This is a genomic window from Cupriavidus sp. NPDC089707, from assembly GCF_044748965.1.
Lineage (GTDB): Bacteria > Pseudomonadota > Gammaproteobacteria > Burkholderiales > Burkholderiaceae > Cupriavidus.
In genome coordinates this window covers 76,420-93,786 of the sequence record NZ_JBIVHB010000024.1, presented here as the reverse complement: position 1 = coordinate 93,786, position 17,367 = coordinate 76,420, and the positions used below count along the sequence as shown (strand labels likewise).

Annotated in this window: 16 protein-coding genes and 4 tRNA genes; 9 read left to right on the top strand and 11 right to left on the bottom strand. The window is 65.4% G+C overall.

Annotated elements, in window-relative coordinates:
- On the top strand, nucleotides 1-435 hold a 435-nt coding region (locus ACIP1U_RS27295), incomplete at its 5' end, for a fumarate hydratase C-terminal domain-containing protein (protein WP_400321899.1).
- A gap of 120 nt (nucleotides 436-555) precedes the next feature.
- Nucleotides 556-1,365, top strand: coding sequence for a glutamate racemase (murI, locus tag ACIP1U_RS27290; protein ID WP_400321897.1), 810 nt, complete (start codon nucleotides 556-558; stop codon nucleotides 1,363-1,365).
- Nucleotides 1,366-1,387: 22 nt separating this feature from the next.
- On the opposite strand, the gene ACIP1U_RS27285 is transcribed toward murI, so the two are convergent.
- Complete coding sequence (locus ACIP1U_RS27285) at nucleotides 1,388-3,688, bottom strand: AAA family ATPase (protein ID WP_400321896.1); 2,301 nt, start codon at nucleotides 3,686-3,688, stop codon at nucleotides 1,388-1,390.
- Nucleotides 3,689-4,188: 500 nt separating this feature from the next.
- On the opposite strand from ACIP1U_RS27285, the gene ACIP1U_RS27280 reads away from it, so the two are divergent.
- The 4 genes from ACIP1U_RS27280 to ACIP1U_RS27265 all read left to right on the top strand — a co-directional run bounded on the left by ACIP1U_RS27280 (nucleotide 4,189) and on the right by ACIP1U_RS27265 (nucleotide 6,669).
- Complete coding sequence (locus tag ACIP1U_RS27280; RefSeq protein ID WP_400321895.1) at nucleotides 4,189-4,842, top strand: energy transducer TonB; 654 nt, start codon at nucleotides 4,189-4,191, stop codon at nucleotides 4,840-4,842.
- Between the two features lie 88 nt (nucleotides 4,843-4,930).
- The gene (locus ACIP1U_RS27275) at nucleotides 4,931-5,659 is read left to right on the top strand and encodes a MotA/TolQ/ExbB proton channel family protein (RefSeq protein WP_400321893.1); all 729 of its coding nucleotides are present in this window, start codon (nucleotides 4,931-4,933) and stop codon (nucleotides 5,657-5,659) included.
- A 21-nt stretch (nucleotides 5,660-5,680) separates the two neighbouring features.
- On the top strand, nucleotides 5,681-6,094 hold the full coding sequence (locus ACIP1U_RS27270; RefSeq protein WP_400321892.1) for an ExbD/TolR family protein: 414 nt from the start codon (nucleotides 5,681-5,683) through the stop codon (nucleotides 6,092-6,094).
- 245 nt (nucleotides 6,095-6,339) lie between these two features.
- Nucleotides 6,340-6,669: a hemin uptake protein HemP gene (locus tag ACIP1U_RS27265; protein ID WP_400321890.1), complete on the top strand. Its 330-nt coding sequence runs from the start codon at nucleotides 6,340-6,342 to the stop codon at nucleotides 6,667-6,669.
- 307 nt (nucleotides 6,670-6,976) lie between these two features.
- Here the strand turns inward: ACIP1U_RS27265 and ACIP1U_RS27260 are convergent, their stop codons facing one another.
- From ACIP1U_RS27260 to ACIP1U_RS27250, 3 genes are all read right to left on the bottom strand, one after another.
- Nucleotides 6,977-7,384, bottom strand: a complete 408-nt coding sequence (locus ACIP1U_RS27260; protein ID WP_209763331.1) for a heme-binding protein — start codon at nucleotides 7,382-7,384, stop codon at nucleotides 6,977-6,979.
- A 144-nt stretch (nucleotides 7,385-7,528) separates the two neighbouring features.
- A complete protein-coding gene (locus ACIP1U_RS27255) occupies nucleotides 7,529-7,786 on the bottom strand; it encodes a hypothetical protein (protein WP_400321889.1) in 258 nt (85 codons plus the stop codon).
- Nucleotides 7,787-8,074: 288 nt separating this feature from the next.
- Entirely contained in the window at nucleotides 8,075-8,407 is a 333-nt protein-coding gene (locus tag ACIP1U_RS27250) for a hypothetical protein (RefSeq protein ID WP_400321888.1), read from the bottom strand.
- A gap of 206 nt (nucleotides 8,408-8,613) precedes the next feature.
- Between ACIP1U_RS27250 and ACIP1U_RS27245 the strand changes: the two genes are divergently transcribed.
- A tRNA-Leu gene (locus tag ACIP1U_RS27245) sits at nucleotides 8,614-8,700 on the top strand.
- Nucleotides 8,701-8,784: 84 nt separating this feature from the next.
- Here ACIP1U_RS27245 and ACIP1U_RS27240 read toward each other — a convergent pair.
- Complete coding sequence (locus ACIP1U_RS27240) at nucleotides 8,785-9,888, bottom strand: YeiH family protein (RefSeq protein WP_400321886.1); 1,104 nt, start codon at nucleotides 9,886-9,888, stop codon at nucleotides 8,785-8,787.
- A gap of 94 nt (nucleotides 9,889-9,982) precedes the next feature.
- Between ACIP1U_RS27240 and ACIP1U_RS27235 the strand changes: the two genes are divergently transcribed.
- A complete protein-coding gene (locus tag ACIP1U_RS27235) occupies nucleotides 9,983-10,912 on the top strand; it encodes a LysR family transcriptional regulator (RefSeq protein WP_400321884.1) in 930 nt (309 codons plus the stop codon).
- 31 nt (nucleotides 10,913-10,943) lie between these two features.
- Here ACIP1U_RS27235 and ACIP1U_RS27230 read toward each other — a convergent pair whose 3' ends face one another.
- The 6 genes from ACIP1U_RS27230 to uvrC all read right to left on the bottom strand — a co-directional run bounded on the left by ACIP1U_RS27230 (nucleotide 10,944) and on the right by uvrC (nucleotide 15,916).
- Entirely contained in the window at nucleotides 10,944-12,173 is a 1,230-nt protein-coding gene (locus ACIP1U_RS27230; RefSeq protein ID WP_400321881.1) for a cation:proton antiporter, read from the bottom strand.
- Between the two features lie 405 nt (nucleotides 12,174-12,578).
- A tRNA-Cys gene (locus tag ACIP1U_RS27225) sits at nucleotides 12,579-12,652 on the bottom strand.
- A gap of 107 nt (nucleotides 12,653-12,759) precedes the next feature.
- Nucleotides 12,760-12,835 (bottom strand) — tRNA-Gly (locus tag ACIP1U_RS27220).
- Between the two features lie 60 nt (nucleotides 12,836-12,895).
- A tRNA-Gly gene (locus ACIP1U_RS27215) sits at nucleotides 12,896-12,971 on the bottom strand.
- A 173-nt stretch (nucleotides 12,972-13,144) separates the two neighbouring features.
- Entirely contained in the window at nucleotides 13,145-13,744 is a 600-nt protein-coding gene (gene pgsA / locus ACIP1U_RS27210) for a CDP-diacylglycerol--glycerol-3-phosphate 3-phosphatidyltransferase (RefSeq protein ID WP_133095547.1), read from the bottom strand.
- Between the two features lie 108 nt (nucleotides 13,745-13,852).
- A complete protein-coding gene (gene uvrC, locus ACIP1U_RS27205; protein ID WP_400321879.1) occupies nucleotides 13,853-15,916 on the bottom strand; it encodes an excinuclease ABC subunit UvrC in 2,064 nt (687 codons plus the stop codon).
- A gap of 112 nt (nucleotides 15,917-16,028) precedes the next feature.
- Between uvrC and earP the strand changes: the two genes are divergently transcribed.
- On the top strand, nucleotides 16,029-17,189 hold the full coding sequence (gene earP / locus ACIP1U_RS27200) for an elongation factor P maturation arginine rhamnosyltransferase EarP (RefSeq protein ID WP_400321877.1): 1,161 nt from the start codon (nucleotides 16,029-16,031) through the stop codon (nucleotides 17,187-17,189).
- Nucleotides 17,190-17,367 lie beyond the last annotated feature (178 nt).

Genomic DNA, 17,367 nt, shown 5'->3' with positions numbered 1-17,367 from the left:
CTGCCGGTGGACTTCAAGAACCGCGAGATCTACTACGTCGGCCCGGTCGATCCGGTGCGCGACGAGGACGTCGGCCCGGCCGGCCCCACCACCGCCACGCGCATGGACAAGTTCACCGAGATGATGCTGGCCGAAACCGGCCTGATCTCGATGATCGGCAAGGCCGAGCGCGGCCCGGTGGCGATCGAGGCCATCAAGAAGCACAAGTCGGCTTACCTGATGGCCGTCGGCGGCGCCGCCTACCTGGTGGCCAAGGCGATCCGGCACGCCAAGGTGGTCGGCTTCGAAGACCTGGGCATGGAAGCCATCTACGAGTTCGACGTCAAGGACATGCCGGTGACGGTCGCCGTGGACAGCGAAGGCACCTCGGTGCACAAGACTGGCCCCGCCGAGTGGCAGGCCAAGATCGGCAAGATCCCGGTCGCCGCGCTGTAAGCAGCGACACACGCCGAGGCGGTAGAATCTGCCGTCGCGCTCAAAAGCCGGGTTCCGACCCGGCTTTTTTCTGCCCTCTACTCTTCTGCCCTCTACTTTCCAGTTGTCCTCGCATCCCCCGTGAACCCAGCACCCATCGGCGTCTTCGATTCCGGCCTTGGCGGCCTGTCCGTGCTGCGCGAGATCCGCGCGCTGCTGCCGCAAGAATCGCTGCTGTACCTGGCCGACTCCAGATACGCCCCTTACGGCGAAAAGCCCGAGACCTTCGTCGAGGCGCGCACGCTGCAGGCGTGCGAATGGCTGCTCGGCCAGGGCTGCAAGGCGCTGGTAATCGCCTGCAATACGGCGACCATGCACGCGGTGCAGACATTGCGCGACCGGCTGCCGGTGCCGATCATCGGCGTCGAGCCCGGCCTCAAGCCCGCCGCCGCAGCAAGCCGCAGCAAGGTGGTGGGCGTGCTGGCGACCGCCAACACCCTCAAGAGCGCCAAGTTCGGGCGGCTGCTGTCCTCGCTCGAGGGTGAAAGCCGCTTTATCTGCGAGGCAGGCCTTGGCCTGGTCTCGCGGATCGAGCAAGGCGACCTCGATGGCCCCGCCGTACGCGAGCGCCTCGATGCCTACCTGACTCCCATGCTCGAAGCCGGTGCGGACACGCTGGTGCTGGGCTGCACCCACTACCCTTTCCTGTCCGGCACGATCCGCCGGATGGTCGGAGACCAGCTGGCGCTGGTCGACACCGGCAGCGCCATTGCGCGGCAGCTCGCCCGCAAGCTGGCCGAGCACGGCCTTTCCGCGAACGCCGGCGCGCTGCCGCGCGACCGCTTCGTATCCACCAAGGACGCCGCGCACCTGCGCGCGATGGCAGCAGCGCTGCTGCGCGTGGACGCGGATGCGGAAACGGTGGTGATCGAACCGGCGCCAGCCTTCTAGCCGGCGCCTGCCCTGCTGCAGGTCATTGCAGGAAGCCCAGCGGCCGGTGCTCCCGCACCTCCGGCTTGATGGCATGTTCCTGGCGCAGCTGCGCCAGGAACTCGTCCGGCGTCAGCGCCTCGCCCAGCAGCACGCACTGGCGCTTGACGGTGGCGAAGTCGCCCGGCGTCAGGCAATCCATCGCGTCCAGCTCGCGCCGCATGGCATCGGTCAGCAGCGTGGCCTCTCCGCCCAGCGCTTCATCGACGAACATCGCCGCCCGCTGCTCCGGCTTCAGCGACAGGAAGCGGATCTTGAACGAGAAGCGCCGCAGCGCGGCCTCGTCGATGCGGTCGAACAGGTTGGTGGTGCAAATGAAGATGCCGTTGAAGCGCTCCATGCCCTGCAGCATCTCGTTGACCTCGGAGATCTCGTAGTTGCGCACCGCCTGCTGGCGGCTCTGCATGAAGCTGTCCGCCTCGTCCAGCAACAGCACCGCGCCGTCCTCCTCGGCGCGCGCGAACATGGCCGCGATCTGCTGCTCGGTCTCGCCCACGTACTTGCTCATCAGGTCGGAGGCACGCCGGATCATCAGCGGCAGGTCCAGTTCGGTGGCGATGTGCTCGGCCAGCGCGGTCTTGCCGGTGCCGGGCGGCCCATAGAAGCACAGCGTGCCGCGCTGGCGCACGCGCAGTGCGTCGACGATCTTTGCCACCTCGTAGCGGGTTTCCAGGTGCAGGTTTTCCAGCCGGTAATGCGTGACCACCGGGCGGGCCTCGGCCTCCGGACGCAGGCCCATGGCGCGATCGGCATGCTCCAGCTGGCGCAGGATCAGCGCTTCGACCGGCTCCGCCACGTCGGGCCGCGCCAGTTCGACAAAACGCGCCGCCGATTGCACCTGCGCCGGCGTCAGCGTCTTGCGAGCTGCCAGGCCGCTGATGAAGGCATCGCTGACGTCGAGTCCGCCCAGGTGCTTGCGGATGATGTTCTCGCGCACCAGCGGCGGCGGAATCTTCAGCTCGAGGTGGAACTGGAAGCGGCGCAGGTAGGCCGGATCGATCTGTCGGATCGAATTGGAGATCCAGATCACCGGCACCGGGTTCTGCTCGAGCGTCTGGTTGACCCACGCCTTGCCGTTGACCGATGCACGCGTATCTTCCTGGCCAAACAGGCTCATCAGCTCGCGCGCGCTGCCGGGGAAAACGTCTTCCACTTCATCGAACAGCAGCGCGGTATGCGCACGGCCGCGCAGGAAGGCCTGCGACACCTGCAGCGAGCGGTAGCGATCCTTGCCCGACAGGCTGTTGCCGTCGCGGTCCAGGCAATCCACCTCATACAGCTCGCAACCGGCTTCGCCCGCCAGCAGGCGCGCGAATTCAGTCTTGCCGGTGCCGGGCGGCCCGTAGATCAACACGTTGACGCCGCTCGCGTGCTGGCGCGTGGCGTTGGCCAGCAGCGCGCACAGGTAACGGGCATCGGTCTCGACGTGCGGGTAGTCGGCAACGGTCAGCGTGGGCGGCGCGGCCGGGCGGGTGAACACCGCCATCATCTCGGCTTCGTTGGCGTAATTGCCCAACAGCACGTGCAGCAGGCGGTCGGACAGGCGCATCAGGTCGCCCAGGTCGGTCACGCTGTTCTCGGGAAGCGGCTGCTCGATCAGGTTCAGCGTTTCCAGCCGCGAGCCCGGACGCAGCGATGCCGCCACGTCGGCCGCACCGGCGCCGGTCAGGCCGGCCAGGATCTGGAAGGCCTCCTGGCTGTGCGCCACCTTGCAATCGACCATTACCGCGCGCAGGTCGCGCTTGTACTTGGCCAGCGCCGCGTACAGCAGCAGCTTGCGCTCGTGGTCGGGCAGGTCCAGCACGCGGCTGAGCATGTCGATATTGCGCACCAGCAGCACGCGCTCGCCATCCAGCCGCTGCGCGATGGCCGCGGCCGAGGCGTCGAACACGGCGAACATGTCCTTGGCGTGGTGCTTGACGTACTCATCGAGGTAATAGAACAGCGCGCTTTCATCGAAGGCGCTGTTCCATTGGCCGTGGCGGTCCAGAAATTCCTCGGGCGTCAGCCTGGCCGCACCCTTCCACGCGGGCATGTCGGCGCAACGGGCGGCCAGGAAGCGCTGCACGCGCAGCACCACCCCATATGGCCACACCATCTCCTGCGCGCTGACGGTCAGCACATCATTGATATTGCTGCGCAGGTTGAAGCGCGGCCCCAATGCGCACACCACGCGCAAGGCAAACTGCGCGCACATCCAGTCCAGCGCGGAGCTGGCCGACACCCCGGGCATGGAGCGCAGGAGCGTCGATCGGTCATCTTCAGCGGAACGTGTGAAATCCATGGACGGTTCCCCGAGCTCGCCGTGGCGGGGCCGACCGACCGGCGCACCGCCTCGTCTGCAGTTTCTTCCTATGCTAGCGCGCTTTGCCGCCCGCCGCGCACGCGCGAGCGAACCGGTCGCCAGCGACCGTGGCCTGGGCCACCGAAGCCTGTGGATCTTTGCGGGCGCGCAAACCCGCGCAAGATGGCGCCAACCGCTCCACAATGCAGCCTGATCTGGCGGTATAACTTGCCATGACAGAAAATTCCAGTTGCGACGCACAAATCACAACAAATAAGAATCATTATCGTTTATACTAGCCAGCTGACACGCTGCCCCAGAGTGGCGCTCCCACGGCAACCCAGTTAAAGGAGCGTTTATCATGGAATTGCTGCTTAGCCTGCTGGTCGGTTGCGGCATCTCGCTGATCCTGTTCTACCGCAAGTGACGGCGCACGGTTGCTGCTGCTTGTTCCGAGCCCGGCCATCCTGCGCCTGCCGGCAGACTTTTGTTGTTGACACATGTTCGACCAACGCTTCCTCAAGATTACGCTCGCCGTCCTGCTGTTCCACGCCGGCCTGCTCTACCTGATCCAGAGCGGCCTGGCCCGCAAGCTGACCGAGGCGGTGATCGCCCCCGAGATCATCGCGCGCATCATCCCGCTCGAGCCGCCCAAGCAAGAGGCCCCGCCCGAGCCGCCCAAACCCAAGCCCAAGCAAGAAACACCGCCGAAGCAGGTCAAGGTGACCACGCCGAAGCCGACGCCGCAGCCCAAGCCGACTCCGCAGCCGGTGGCCAACCTGCCGCCGACCCCGAGTGCACCGGAGGCGCCGGCGGCACCGCCTGCGCCGCCCGCACCGCCTGAACCGGCACCGGCGCCGGTTTCCGCCGCGCCGCGCGCCGTCGGCATCGGCGAAATCCAGTGCACACCGCCGCAACCGAAGTATCCTTCTCAATCGCGCCGCATGGGCGAGACCGGCAAGACGGTAGTGCGCCTGACCACCGATGAAGGCGGCAAGGTCATCAAGACCTCCGTGGTGTCGTCGAGCGGCTCGTCGCGCCTGGACCAGGCTGCGGTGGAAGCCGTGCAGGCCATGCGCTGCAAGCCTTACATGGACAACGGCCGTGCCGTCGCCGTCACGGCGCAGCAGCCGATCGGCTTCGAACTGAACTGATCGCCAATCCGCTGCGCGCCTTACCGGCTACCCGATTTCCGATCATCTGATCTGACCTAAACCAAGCGAACTCACCAGGAACCAACCCATGCAGGACCTCGGACTCTCCCACCTCTGGACGCAAGGCGACTTCGTCATGCGTGCGACCGCCATCATTCTGCTGATCATGTCGCTCGCCTCTTGGATCGTGATCTTCACCAAGGCCTGGGATCTGGTGCGCCTGAAGAAGATGGCGCACGGCGCGGAAAAGCGCTTCTGGCACTCGGACGACTTCGACCACGCGCTGGAAACCCTGGGCGCCAATGATGCCAACCCGTTCCGCACGCTGGCAATCGCCGGCAAGGAAGCCGCCCAGCATCACCGCGCCAGCCAGCCGCAGCTGCACGACGTGATGGATATTTCCGACTGGCTGACCCGCTCGCTCAAGAGCTCGATCGACGAGGCCGTGGCGCGCATGCAGTCGGGCCTGGCGGTGCTGGCTTCGGTCGGTTCGACCGCACCTTTCGTCGGCCTGTTCGGCACGGTGTGGGGCATCTATCACGCGCTGATCGGTATTGGCGCCTCGGGCGTGCCGACTATCGACAAGGTTGCCGGCCCGGTGGGCGAGGCCCTGATCATGACCGCCTTCGGCCTGGCCGTGGCGATTCCGGCGGTGCTGGGCTATAACGCACTGACACGTGGCAACAAGGCGGTGATCTCCAAGCTCAACCGCTTCGCTCACGACCTGCACGCCTACTTCGTGACCGGCGCCCGCGTGCGCCCCACCGGTGCCCGCAACGAAGACGGCACTGTGCGCCTGGCCGCGGCCCAGCGCTAATCCGCAAGCAAGGAAGTCATCATGGCATTCGGTACTATCGACGGTGACGACGACGAGGTGATGAGCGAGATCAACATGACGCCGCTGGTCGACGTCATGCTGGTGCTGCTGATCATCTTCATCATCACCATCCCCGTGATCAACCACGCGGTGAAGATCGACCTGCCGCGCGCCACCAACTCCCCGAACGATCCCAAGCCGCAGAACATCAACGTCTCGATCGACGCCAGCGGCAAGATGTTCTGGAACCAGGTGGAAGTGGACCAGGCCACGCTGGAAAGCAATATTTCGCTGGCCGCGCAGCAACAGCCGCAGCCTGAGCTGCACCTGCGCGCCGACCGCGAGGTACGCTACGAGCGCGTTGCCGAGGTCATGGCCGCCGCACAGCACGGCGGCCTGGGCAAGATCGGCTTTATCACCGAACCCAAGCAGTAAGGCGCGCGCCGGCAGGCGCTCAGCGCAACAGGAAGGGCATCCCACGGGATGCCTTTTTTCGTTTACAAGCCGCTCGCCGCTGCGGATCGTCGGCTCTGATCACTGCATGTCGAATCTTTGATTCAGGCTATTGTAATGATAACAATTCTCATTTAAGATTATTCCATCGACTGCGCCATCGGTGGCGCACCCCTGATGCCTTTCCCCTGCGCGCCCAGAGCGCCAGGCAGACCCGGAGCCAGATGATGAGCACTCTTTCCCTGCCGCTGTCGCAACCACGTGAAGTCACCCGCCGCCGCCTGTCGCTGCGCCGTGTCGATGTGGCCCAGCCGCGCCGCGAGACGGCAGCCGTGAAGGCTGCCCCGTCGACGATCGCATCCATGAAATCGGCCGTAGCCGCCTTGCCCGCCCGCCTGGAAGCGTTGGTGCGCGATAGCCTGACGTCGGCGCCCGCCGGCGAGCCGGTCGCACTGGACGCGATCATGCGCGGCAACAGCACCCTGCCGATCCTGCATAACGGCGAGGTCTACACGCTGCGCGTGACGCGCTACGGCAAGCTGATCCTGACCAAATGACGCATCCCGGCGGCAAGGCTATGCGCTGAAGCCGAAGGGAACAATTTGAGAGACGTGGAGACGTGTTGAGGCCCGCGTCTGCCGCGGGTGCCACGCAAGTGGCAGTACAGACTTTTGTGGGGACCACCTCGGAACGAGGTGTTGGGCAGTAGCCAGGTGCTGGCGCCGCGGCGGGAATTCCAGACCCCTCGCCGTATCGAGCTCAACCAGGGCCGCACCCAGCCATGCCCTCTTTTATTCCGCCCCGCAGGCTTGGCCTGCGGGGCTTTTTCATGCTCGGCTGGCGCCGCGCAACGGGGTCCTGCTATTACAGGCCCAGAGCGGCGATGCCGGCGCGGGCAACCTGTGCGTCTTCGGTCGACTTCACGCCCGACACGCCGACTGCACCGACCACCTGCTCGTTGGCAACGATGGGCACGCCACCTTCCAGCATGCCCTGCAGCACCGGCGCAGTCATGAACGAATAGCGGCCGTTGTTGATCATGTCTTCGTAGATCTTCGATTCACGACGACCCAGGGCGGACGTACGGGCCTTCTCCGCGGCGATATGGGCCGAGATCGGCGCGGCGCCGTCCAGGCGCTGCATCGCCAGCATATGGCCGCCGTCGTCGACCACGACGATGGACACGGCCCAGTGATGGTTCTTCGCTTCGGTTTCCGCTGCGGCCATGATCTTCTTCACATCGTCTGCCGTCAGAACCGTCTTTTGCTGCATGCCACTCTCCTGGTCATTCATTTGGTTGGAGATCGAAGTATACCCCGCACCCCATGCCATCGTCATCGCGCCCACGCAGCAAGGGGCGGGCAAAGAAAATGGCCCGCACCAGGCGGGCCATTCATCATGCGGACACCGAGACGGTCAGGCGCCGTCGGTGTACGGATCCGGCTTGCCGATACGGGCGCCGTCGGTGTACGGGTCAGGCTTGCCGATGCGCGCGCCGTCGGTGTACGGGTCGGTCTTGCCGACCCGGGCGCCATCGGTGAACGGATCGACCTTGCCCATGCGGGCGCCGTCCAGGTACGGGTCAGGCTTGCCGGTTGCGGCAAACGAGGCGGTGGACACTGCGCACAGCGCGGCCAGCACGGAGGCGGCGGCAATCGATTGTTTGATATTCATGAGGTTCCCCTTGCAATTCTGGTTGGTACGGGCACCGTGGCGGGCAACTCCGGCAACAAAAGGAGCCTGCGTCATCGCGATGTCATGTCTGCAGTTTAGGGAAAACCCCTATGACAATAAACGTGACGCTTTGAGCAGTCCGTTCAAATATTTTGACCGGGATTACGATAGGGAATCATTCAGGGAACCCGCGCACACGGCCCCTGTCGCCCCTGTCGATATACGCAAGCCCAAAAAAGAAAGGGCCCCGCAGGGCCCTGTCGTTCACAACGTTTCAGCGCTGGCCAGTCAATCGTGGTGCCAGCGGCCATGTCCGCGATAGCCCGGGGGGCCATAGTAGCCATGGTGATGGCCATGGTAACGCGGCGGGCCATAGTAGCGAGGGCCGTAGTAGACCGGACGCGGTCGCACCACCACGGCCGGCGGACCGTAGTAGACCGGCGCCGGGGCCACCACCACAGGCGGGGGCGCATAGTAAACCGGAGCGGGCGGATAGTAGGCCGGTGCGCCAACCACGACGCCCGGAACGCCGATCGCGACGCCGACGCTCACATGGGCCATCGCGGCCCCGGATGCCAGCCCGGCTGCGACACCGAATGCTGCGAGCCACCAACGTTTCATATCCGCCTCTCAAAGTTGAGATTTCTCTTACTCGTATTGTAGAGGGTCGGAATTTTCCAGGTGCAACGGAGGGCACAACATTGTTACCAGCCGTAACAGTGCGTCACTTTTGCCTTCCGCGCCGCCATCTCTTTCAACAACCGGGCTAAAGCCTGCGGCGCGCTTGCATCCGGATAGCGAAGCCACCACAATACCGGGCTTGCCGTGCGGCCGTGGAGAAATTGGTAGACTCAGCAGACTTAAAATCTGCCGCCTTTCCAGGCTTACGGGTTCGAGTCCCGTCGGCCGCACCAGGCCACCGCAGCGGCAACCCTGCGCCAAAAGCAAAAGAGGAGGCCCCCGGCCCCCTCTTCCTATCCTTAGCACTGCGCCGCGCTTTACGCCATTACGTAGCACATCAGCGCACCGACCCCCATCAGGAACACAAACAGTACCCCGGCCAGTGCCAGCGGCTTGCGTCCGGCGCGCACCAGGTCGCCGATGCGGGTATGCAGGCCGATCGCCAGCATCGCACAGGCCAGCAGCCAGTTGTCCAGCGCAATCAACGGGGCCTTCCAGGCGGCGGGAACCGTGCCGGCCGAGTTGAGCGCCATCACTGCGACAAAGCCCACTGCAAACCACGGCACCGACTTCAGGATCCCGCCGAAGCGGCCCTTGCCGGTGGGCGCCTGGCCTGCCTCGGCCTTGCCTTGCGGCCACAGCGCCATCACCAGCAGCAGCGGCCCCAGCGCCAGCACGCGCACCATCTTGGCCACCACCGCGGCATCGGCCGTCGGCTCACTGATCATCTTGCCCGCGGCGATCACCTGTGCCACCTCATGCAGTGTCGCACCGGTAAAGATGCCGAACATGCGCTCGCTGACCGCCCAGTGCCAATGGCCGTTGGCCAATTCGAACAGGTAGGGATAGAGCAGCATGCCGACCGTGCCGAACAGCACCACCGTGGCGACCGCCACCGCGGTCTGGCGGTCGTCGGTGCGCACCACTGACGATACCGCGATGGCCGCGGCCGCGCCGCAGATGGCGCTGCCGGAACTGACCAGGATCGCTTCGCGGCGGCTCAGTCCGAAGAAGGTCGAGCCGACCCAGGTACCGAACAGCAGCGTGGCGACCAGCATCGTCAGCGGCACAACGATGCCCGGCAGGCCCAGTGCGACGATGGAGGCAAAGGTCAGCCGCAGGCCGTACAGTGCCACGCCCAGCCGCAGCAGGTAATGGCGCGCCACTTGCATCCCGGGTGCCAGCGGTGCCAGCCAGTGCTTCGGCAGCGTATTGGCAGCGACCATGCCGGCGCACATGGCGAGCGTCAGTGCGCTCAGGCCGTAGCGGGCGATCGCCGGATGCTCGGCCAGCGCCAATGCCAGCCAGGCGATGCCGCCGAGTGGCACAAGCGTCAGCAGGCGCTGGGACCAGGGCGGAGATACCGCTGCCGGCGTGGCGGCTGCGGTGCGGGGGGCGCTGCTGGAAGTGGCGGAAGACATGAAAGCTCACTTGTTATGTAGTGACTCCAGCGTACTGGCCCGCCATTAACCCGTAAAACGGGTAATATCGTTATGTGTTATCTATTCTTTCGATATGGAATCCCGTCCAGAGCCCCGCCCCGAGCAGCGCCCCCTTCGCCTCACATTGCGCCAGCTGTCCGTCTTCGTCGCCGTCGCTCAGCAAGGCAGCACCATGGCAGCCGCGCAGGCGCTGGCGATGTCGCAGTCTGCGGTCAGCGCTTCGCTGGCAGAGCTGGAACGTGCGCTGGACAGCCCGCTGTTCGATCGCATCGCACGCCGCCTCAGCATCAACGAGACCGGGCGCCAGTTCTTCCCGCGCGCGCTGGCGCTGCTGGACCAGGCACATGAGCTGGAGCGCTTTGCCACGCAGACCGGGGTGCAACTGCGCATCGCTGCCAGCAACACCATCGGCAGCTATATACTGCCGCCGCTTCTGGCCGGGTTCCGGAATTCGCGCAGCGGGCCCTGCACGCTGGACCTGCGCATCGGCAACACCCGGGAAGTGCTGCAGTCGCTGCTGCAGTTCGAAGCCGATATCGGCCTGGTGGAAGGCGCCAGCCATGAGCGCGACCTGCGCAGCATGCACTGGTGCGATGACGAGATGGTGGTGGTTGTCGGCCCGTCGCATCCCCTGGCACTCACACCGAAAGACCTGGTGGCACTGCGCGACGCCGAATGGATCGTGCGCGAACCGGGCTCGGGCACGCGCGAGGTGATCGAGGAGCGCCTGGTGCCATGGCTGGGCGAACTTCGCTTCGCTCTCGAGCTGGGCAACGCCGAAGCGATCAAGCGCGCAGTGATGAGCGGCTTCGGCGTCAGTTGCCTGTCGTTGCACGTGGTGCGTGACGAGCTCGCGCAAGGCACGTTGGTGGCGATCCGCGAAGGCTTGCCGCGCATCGTGCGGCCGCTGCAACTTGTCGTGCACCAGGACAAGTTCCCGACGCAAGGCCTGCTGGCCTTCACCGAATACCTGCGCACCATGGCGCCGCGCATCGGCGCATGACGCGTGGCGCGGACCGTCTATACGCGGGCGGCTAGGCCGCCTGCGGCTCGCTGCGCTTGCTCCGCGCGGTGTACAGGTCGAGCAGGTGGAACAGCACCGGGTTGAGCATGATCGACAGCAACGCGCCCGCCAGGATGAGTGCCTGGCCGCGCTCGGGCAAGATGTTCAGGTAGACACCCAGGCTCGCCAGGATGAAGGAGAATTCACCGATCTGCGCCAGGCTGACGGCAATCGTCATGCCGGTCTGGCCGGAGTGGCCGAACGCCCGCACGATGCCCATCGCCGCCAGCGATTTGCCGACCACGATGATAAACAGCGTCGACAGCACGCCCCACGGGTCGTTGACCAGCACCATGGGATCGAACAGCATGCCGACCGAGACAAAGAACAGCACCGAAAAGGCATCGCGCAGCGGCAATGATTCTTCGGCCGCGCGATGACTGAACTCAGATTCGGCCAGCACCATGCCGGCAAAGAAGGCCCCCAGTGCGAAGGAGACGCCAAATAGTGAATACGCGCCATAGGCCACGCCCAGCGCGGTCGCCAGCACGCCCAGGCGGAACATCTCGCGATTGCCGCTCCAGACAATGCGCTCGAGCATCCACGGAATAAATCGGCGCCCGATCAGCAGCATGACCGCGACGAAGGCGGCGACCTTGCCCAGCGTCGAGAACACCGCCAGCAGGACTTCGCCGGTGCCCGGACTGCCGTCGGTGCCGGTGTCCGCAGCACCGGCAAGAAGCCCTGCCATCGCCGGCAGCAGCACCAGCGCCAACACCATGGCCAGGTCTTCGACGATCAACCAGCCTACCGCGATCCGCCCCTGGGGCGATTCCACCAGGTCGCGCTCCTGCAGCGCCTTGAGCAGTACCACGGTACTGGCAACCGAAAGCGCCAGCCCGTACACCAGTCCCTGCCCCCACGACCAGCCGAAACCCCACGCCACCAGCATGCCCAGGAAGGTCGCGATACCGATCTGCACGACCGCCCCGGGGATCGCGATGCGCTTCACCGCCATCAGGTCCTTGATCGAGAAATGCAGTCCGACGCCGAACATCAGCAGGATCACGCCAAGCTCGGCCAATTCCGGCGCGAGCGCCTGGTCGGCCGTGTAGCCCGGCGTATGCGGCCCCACCACGATCCCCGCGCACAGGTAGCCAATCAGCGGCGGCATCCGCAGCTTGCTGGCGACGGCGCCAAGGACGAAGGCCAGGACGATTCCGCCGACGATGGTGCTGATGAGCGGGGTGGCGTGATGCATGCGTGCGGGGTTCCTCGTGTCAGGGGCTGGACGGCGATGGCTGGATCCCACCCACCCTCCCCGCGCGCCACGACGCCACGACCCACCATACGGCGCGCACCAGCGGTGGGTGCGGCACGATCGGCAGCCTCGGAGCGGGACAAGCAGGGAAAGAACGGGAAGTGCCGCAGCGGCCCCGGATACGCTGGAGGCGCATCACGGATCGGGAATGGCGTATGACATGCTGCGCCGCGATCCATCGCGCGGCGCACCCCGAAAAGCGTACGACAGGAGTAATGTAACATGCCCGCCACGCGCTCAAAGCGCAGAAATGCGAGGCAATTCGCGGCGAAGGGAGCCTGTGTGAAGCGGAGGAGTGCAAAACAAGAACGGCGCCCAAAGGCGCCGTTCTTGTTTTTTTTCAACTGGAGGCGGAGGTCGGAATCGAACCGGCGTACACGGCTTTGCAGGCCGCTGCATAACCACTCTGCCACCCCGCCAGGTGACGTGATGCTGGATTGTAGCCGCATTCAGCCGATGCTGCCGGCTGGCCTGCCGCGGCCATTCAACCCAAACAAAAAGGGAAGCGTTGCTTCCCTTTGGGGATTGGAGCGGGAGACGAGTCTCGAACTCGCGACCTCAACCTTGGCAAGGTTGCGCTCTACCAACTGAGCTACTCCCGCGTACAACTTCTTGCTGCCAGCCCGACCAGTGCCATGCACGTTGCCGAACCTTCAATAACCTGGAGCGGGAGACGAGTCTCGAACTCGCGACCTCAACCTTGGCAAGGTTGCGCTCTACCAACTGAGCTACTCCCGCAGGGTACTGCCTCAAAAACTTTCCAAGGCATTTTCTATCGCAATTTGCCGTTATCACACAACATTTTGCGCTAAACCCGCCTTATCTTGCTGCTTTCGCTTGCACCGTCAGCAACGAGAATGAGATTATGCAAAAAGCTCATCTCTGCGTCAACACCTTTTTGGAAATTCTTTTCACTTCCGGGCGCCGGCACCCGCCACAACACTGCTGCGTTCCCGGATCTGCGGCCAGGCCAGCTTCATGTAGTAGATCATCGACCACAGCGTCAGCACCGCGGCCAGATAAATCATCCAGGTGCCCAGTACGTAGGCGTCGAAGCCGAACAGTTGACCGCTGAACAGCAGCAGCGGGATCGCAATCATCTGCACGGTGGTCTTGAGCTTGCCAAGGAAATTCACCGCCACGCTCTTGGACGCGCCGATCTGCGCCATCCACTCGCGCAGCGCCGAAATCGTGATCTCGCGCCCGATGATGACCAGCGCGATCAGGTCGGTGACCCGGTCCAGCGCCAGCAGCGACAACAGCGCGGCCGTCACCATCAGCTTGTCGGCGACCGGGTCCAGGAATGCGCCGAACGACGAGGTCTGGTTCCAGCGCCGCGCCAGGAAACCATCGAGCCAGTCCGTCACCGCGGCGATGATAAAGAACGCCGCCGCCGTCAGGTTCTTGGTGTGCATGGGAAGCCATGCGTCCGGCAGGTAGAAAACGCCCACCACCAGGGGAATCATGGCAACACGAAGCCAGGTCAGCAGGATCGGGATATTGAAAGGCATGGAATTGGGGCGGCGGGGAAACGTGACCAATCCCGCGATTGTCGCCGATTTCGGGACCAATCGACCACCATTGGTCATTTTCGTGTCCGCGCCAGCAACTGCCGCGGGTCAATGCAGCTGCCGGTAGATCTCCTCGGCCAGCCCGCGCGAGATGCCCTCGACGCTTGCCAGCTCGTCGATGCTGGCGGCCATCACGCCGCGCAGGCCGCCAAAACGTGTCAGCAGCTTTTGGCGCCGGCGCGCGCCCACGCCCTCGATCTCTTCCAGCCGCGAGGTCGTGCGCGCCTTGGCCCGGCGCGCGCGCATGCCGGTGATGGCGAAGCGGTGGGCCTCGTCGCGGATTTGTGCCACCAGCATCAGCGCCGCACTGCCCTGCCCCAACTCCAGCGACGGCCGGCCGTCAGCGAACACCAGCGTCTCCAGGCCAACCTTGCGCCCCTCGCCCTTGGCCACGCCAACCAGCAGACCGATATCCAGCCCCAGCTCCTCGAACACCTGGCGCGCCACCTCGACCTGGCCCTTGCCCCCGTCGATCAGCACGATCTGCGGCAGCAGCGCGGTGGATTCGCTGCCTGCCTGCGCGCCGCCGTCTTCCTGCATCTGCTCGACCAGCTTCTGGTAGCGGCGTGTCAGCACCTGGCGCATGGCGGCATAGTCGTCGCCGGGGATGATGTCCTGGATGTTGTAGCGGCGATATTCGCTGTTCTGCATGTCATGGCGGTGGTACACCACGCATGATGCCTGCGTCGCCTCGCCGGCGGTATGGCTGATGTCGAAGCACTCGACCCGCAGCAGCGCCAGGTCTTCCAGGTCCAGGCCGATGGTTTCCGCCAGCGCGCGCGTACGCCCCTCCTGGCTGCCCTGCTCGGCCAGCCGGCGCGCCAGCGCCAGCGCCGCGCCCTGCTGCGCCATTTCCAGCCACACCTTGCGCTGCCCCTGCGGCTGGCGCACCAGCGTCACCTTGCGGCCGGCATGCAGCGACAGCGCCTCCAGCACCGCACCGTCGTCCGGCACATGGCTGACGACGATGATGGGCGGCGCGGGTTGCTCCAGGTAGTGCTGCACCATGAAGGCGGACAACACCCGGGCGGCGATGCGCTCGACAGTGAGCGATAGCGGGGCTTGGGCGGCCTCGGCAGCGCCGGCTTCGTCCAGCGTTTCGCGCTGGTCGGCATCCTCGACAATCATCGCGGCCTCGTCGGCATGGGCCGGGAAATAGGCCTTGTCGCCGAGATGGCGGCCGCCGCGCACCATGGCCAGGTTGACGCAGGCGCGCCCGCCTTCCACCGCCACGGCCAGCACGTCGATATCGCGCGCCTGCCCGCCCACTTCCTCCACGGCCTGGCGCTTGAGCACGGTCGACAGCGCCGCGATCTGGTCGCGCACCGCTGCGGCCTGCTCGAACTCGAGCCGCTCGGCATGCTGTTCCATCTTGCCCTGCAGGCCTTCCAGCACTTCGGTCTGGCGGCCCTGCAGGAAGCGCGCCGCGTTGGCAACGTCACGCGCGTAGTCCTCCTCGCTGATGGCATTGACGCACGGGCCCGTGCAGCGATGGATCTGGTGCAGCAGGCAAGGCCGGGTACGGTTATTGAAGACGGTGTCCTCGCAAGTGCGCAGCTGGAACACCTTCTGCAGGATCTGCATGCTCTCTCGCACCGCATAGGCGCTCGGGAACGGGCCGAAATACTGGTGCTTGCGGTCGGTGGCACCGCGGTAGTACGCCATGCGTGGAAAGCGGTGGCCGGTCAGCTTCAGGAACGGATACGACTTGTCGTCGCGGAACAGGATGTTGTAGCGCGGCGCCAGCGCCTTGATCAGATTGTTCTCAAGCAGCAGCGCCTCGGCCTCGGTGCGCACCACCGTGGTCTCGATGCGGGCGATGCGCGCGACCATCATCGCGATGCGCGGCGAAAGCTGGGTCTTGGTGAAATAGCTCGAGACCCGCTTCTTCAGGTCGCGCGCCTTGCCGACGTACAGCACATTGCCGGCGGCATCGAAATAGCGGTACACGCCGGGCAGGCCCGGCAGGCGCGAGATGACCGGCTTGGGGTCAAAGGGCTCTGGCGGCAGCTCGCCCGGAGATTCGGCGGCGATTTCGGGCTGCACTTCAGCCGGAACTCCGGCCGGAACTTCGGCCTCAGGTTTCGGTGAATCGGATTGCTGGTCGGACATTGGGGGACGGTGACCGCTACACGGCCCGCGCGCAATAAAGTGGCGCGGCCTCTAAAATCGCAAGTTTAGAGCAATTCAGCGGGCATCCCGCCCGCGCGCGCCTCCACCTGCCATGCCTATCCGCACCTGGGATATCTTTTGCACCGTAATCGACAATTTCGGCGACATCGGCGTCTGCTGGCGGCTGGCACGCCAGCTCGCGCAGGAGCACGGGCACGCGGTGCGGCTATGGGTCGATGATCTGGCGAGCTTCTCCCGGCTGGCTCCGGAACTCGATACCGGAGCCAGCGTGCAGCGCCTGGCGGGCGTGGAAATTCGTCCGTGGCGGCCCGGAGGCGACATCGACGTGGACGACACCGCCGGGGTGGCGCCACACGATGCCGTCATCGAAGCCTTCGCCTGCGATGTGCCCCCAGCCTTCCTGGCCCGCATGGCCGCACGTGATCCCAAACCCGCCTGGATCAACCTGGAATACCTGAGCGCCGAGCCATGGGTACGGGAGCACCATGCGATGCCCTCGCCCCATCCGCGGCTACCGCTGGTGAAGCATTTCTTCTTCCCCGGCTTCGAACCCGGCACCGGCGGCCTGCTGCGGGAATCGATGCTGGGCGCGCAGCGCGCCACCTTCCTCGGCGGCACGGCCACCCAGGCGGCCTTGTGGCACCGGCTCAGCGTGACGCCCCGGCCCGACGCGCTGCGGGTGAGCCTGTTTGCCTACCGCAATCCGGCCCTGCCCGCGCTACTGGCGCAATGGCGCGATGCCACCGAGCCGGTCCACTGCCTGGTGCCCGCCGGCCTGGCCGCTGACCAGGTCGCCGAATGGCTGGGCGCGCCGCTGCGGATTGGCGACCCGGTGGAACGTGGCAGCCTGTGCGTGCAACGGATCCCATTCGTACGCCAGGAGTACTTCGACGAACTGCTGTGGGCCTGCGACCTGAACTTCGTGCGTGGCGAGGATTCTTTCGTACGCGCGCAGTGGGCAGCGCGGCCACTGATCTGGCATATCTACCCCCAGGACGACGCCGCGCACCGGATCAAGCTCGACGCCTGGCTCGATCTGTTCCGCCAGAGTGGCGTCGCCCCCGACGCAGCCGCGGCGTTGACGGATTTCTGGCACGCCTGGAACGGCTATGGCGTTCCCGTCGACTGGCCGGGCCTGCGAGCGCATCTGGCGGCACTTGCCACAATCGCGCCGCGCTGGGAGCGGCGCTTGCAGCATCCCGGAGATCTTGCGGCCAACCTGGTGGCGTTTTGCGAAAATCAGGTAAAATAACCGGTTGATCCAAATGGCGACCGGGCCGGAGAACCAGGTCCTCTCCCGCGCATCAAACGCGTGGGACGAAGACCTGAATGCAAGCTGAGCACGGGGTCGCGAGCGCGTGGATACCGGCTTTCGGTGGAGCTCATCTGGCCTATCGCAGCGGTAATGCCGGCAGCGCGCCTTCGCCATT

Excerpts from the sequence above, each read along its gene's own strand:
- ACIP1U_RS27285 (WP_400321896.1), bottom strand. The coding sequence starts at position 3,688 with ATGGATTTCACACGTTCCGCTGAAGATGACCGATCGACGCTCCTGCGC.
- ACIP1U_RS27280 (WP_400321895.1), top strand. The coding sequence starts at position 4,189 with ATGTTCGACCAACGCTTCCTCAAGATTACGCTCGCCGTCCTGCTGTTC.
- ACIP1U_RS27275 (WP_400321893.1), top strand. The coding sequence starts at position 4,931 with ATGCAGGACCTCGGACTCTCCCACCTCTGGACGCAAGGCGACTTCGTC.
- ACIP1U_RS27270 (WP_400321892.1), top strand. The coding sequence starts at position 5,681 with ATGGCATTCGGTACTATCGACGGTGACGACGACGAGGTGATGAGCGAG.
- ACIP1U_RS27265 (WP_400321890.1), top strand. The coding sequence starts at position 6,340 with ATGAGCACTCTTTCCCTGCCGCTGTCGCAACCACGTGAAGTCACCCGC.
- ACIP1U_RS27260 (WP_209763331.1), bottom strand. The coding sequence starts at position 7,384 with ATGCAGCAAAAGACGGTTCTGACGGCAGACGATGTGAAGAAGATCATG.
- ACIP1U_RS27255 (WP_400321889.1), bottom strand. The coding sequence starts at position 7,786 with ATGAATATCAAACAATCGATTGCCGCCGCCTCCGTGCTGGCCGCGCTG.
- ACIP1U_RS27250 (WP_400321888.1), bottom strand. The coding sequence starts at position 8,407 with ATGAAACGTTGGTGGCTCGCAGCATTCGGTGTCGCAGCCGGGCTGGCA.
- ACIP1U_RS27240 (WP_400321886.1), bottom strand. The coding sequence starts at position 9,888 with ATGTCTTCCGCCACTTCCAGCAGCGCCCCCCGCACCGCAGCCGCCACG.
- ACIP1U_RS27235 (WP_400321884.1), top strand. The coding sequence starts at position 9,983 with ATGGAATCCCGTCCAGAGCCCCGCCCCGAGCAGCGCCCCCTTCGCCTC.
- ACIP1U_RS27230 (WP_400321881.1), bottom strand. The coding sequence starts at position 12,173 with ATGCATCACGCCACCCCGCTCATCAGCACCATCGTCGGCGGAATCGTC.
- pgsA (WP_133095547.1), bottom strand. The coding sequence starts at position 13,744 with ATGCCTTTCAATATCCCGATCCTGCTGACCTGGCTTCGTGTTGCCATG.
- uvrC (WP_400321879.1), bottom strand. The coding sequence starts at position 15,916 with ATGTCCGACCAGCAATCCGATTCACCGAAACCTGAGGCCGAAGTTCCG.
- earP (WP_400321877.1), top strand. The coding sequence starts at position 16,029 with ATGCCTATCCGCACCTGGGATATCTTTTGCACCGTAATCGACAATTTC.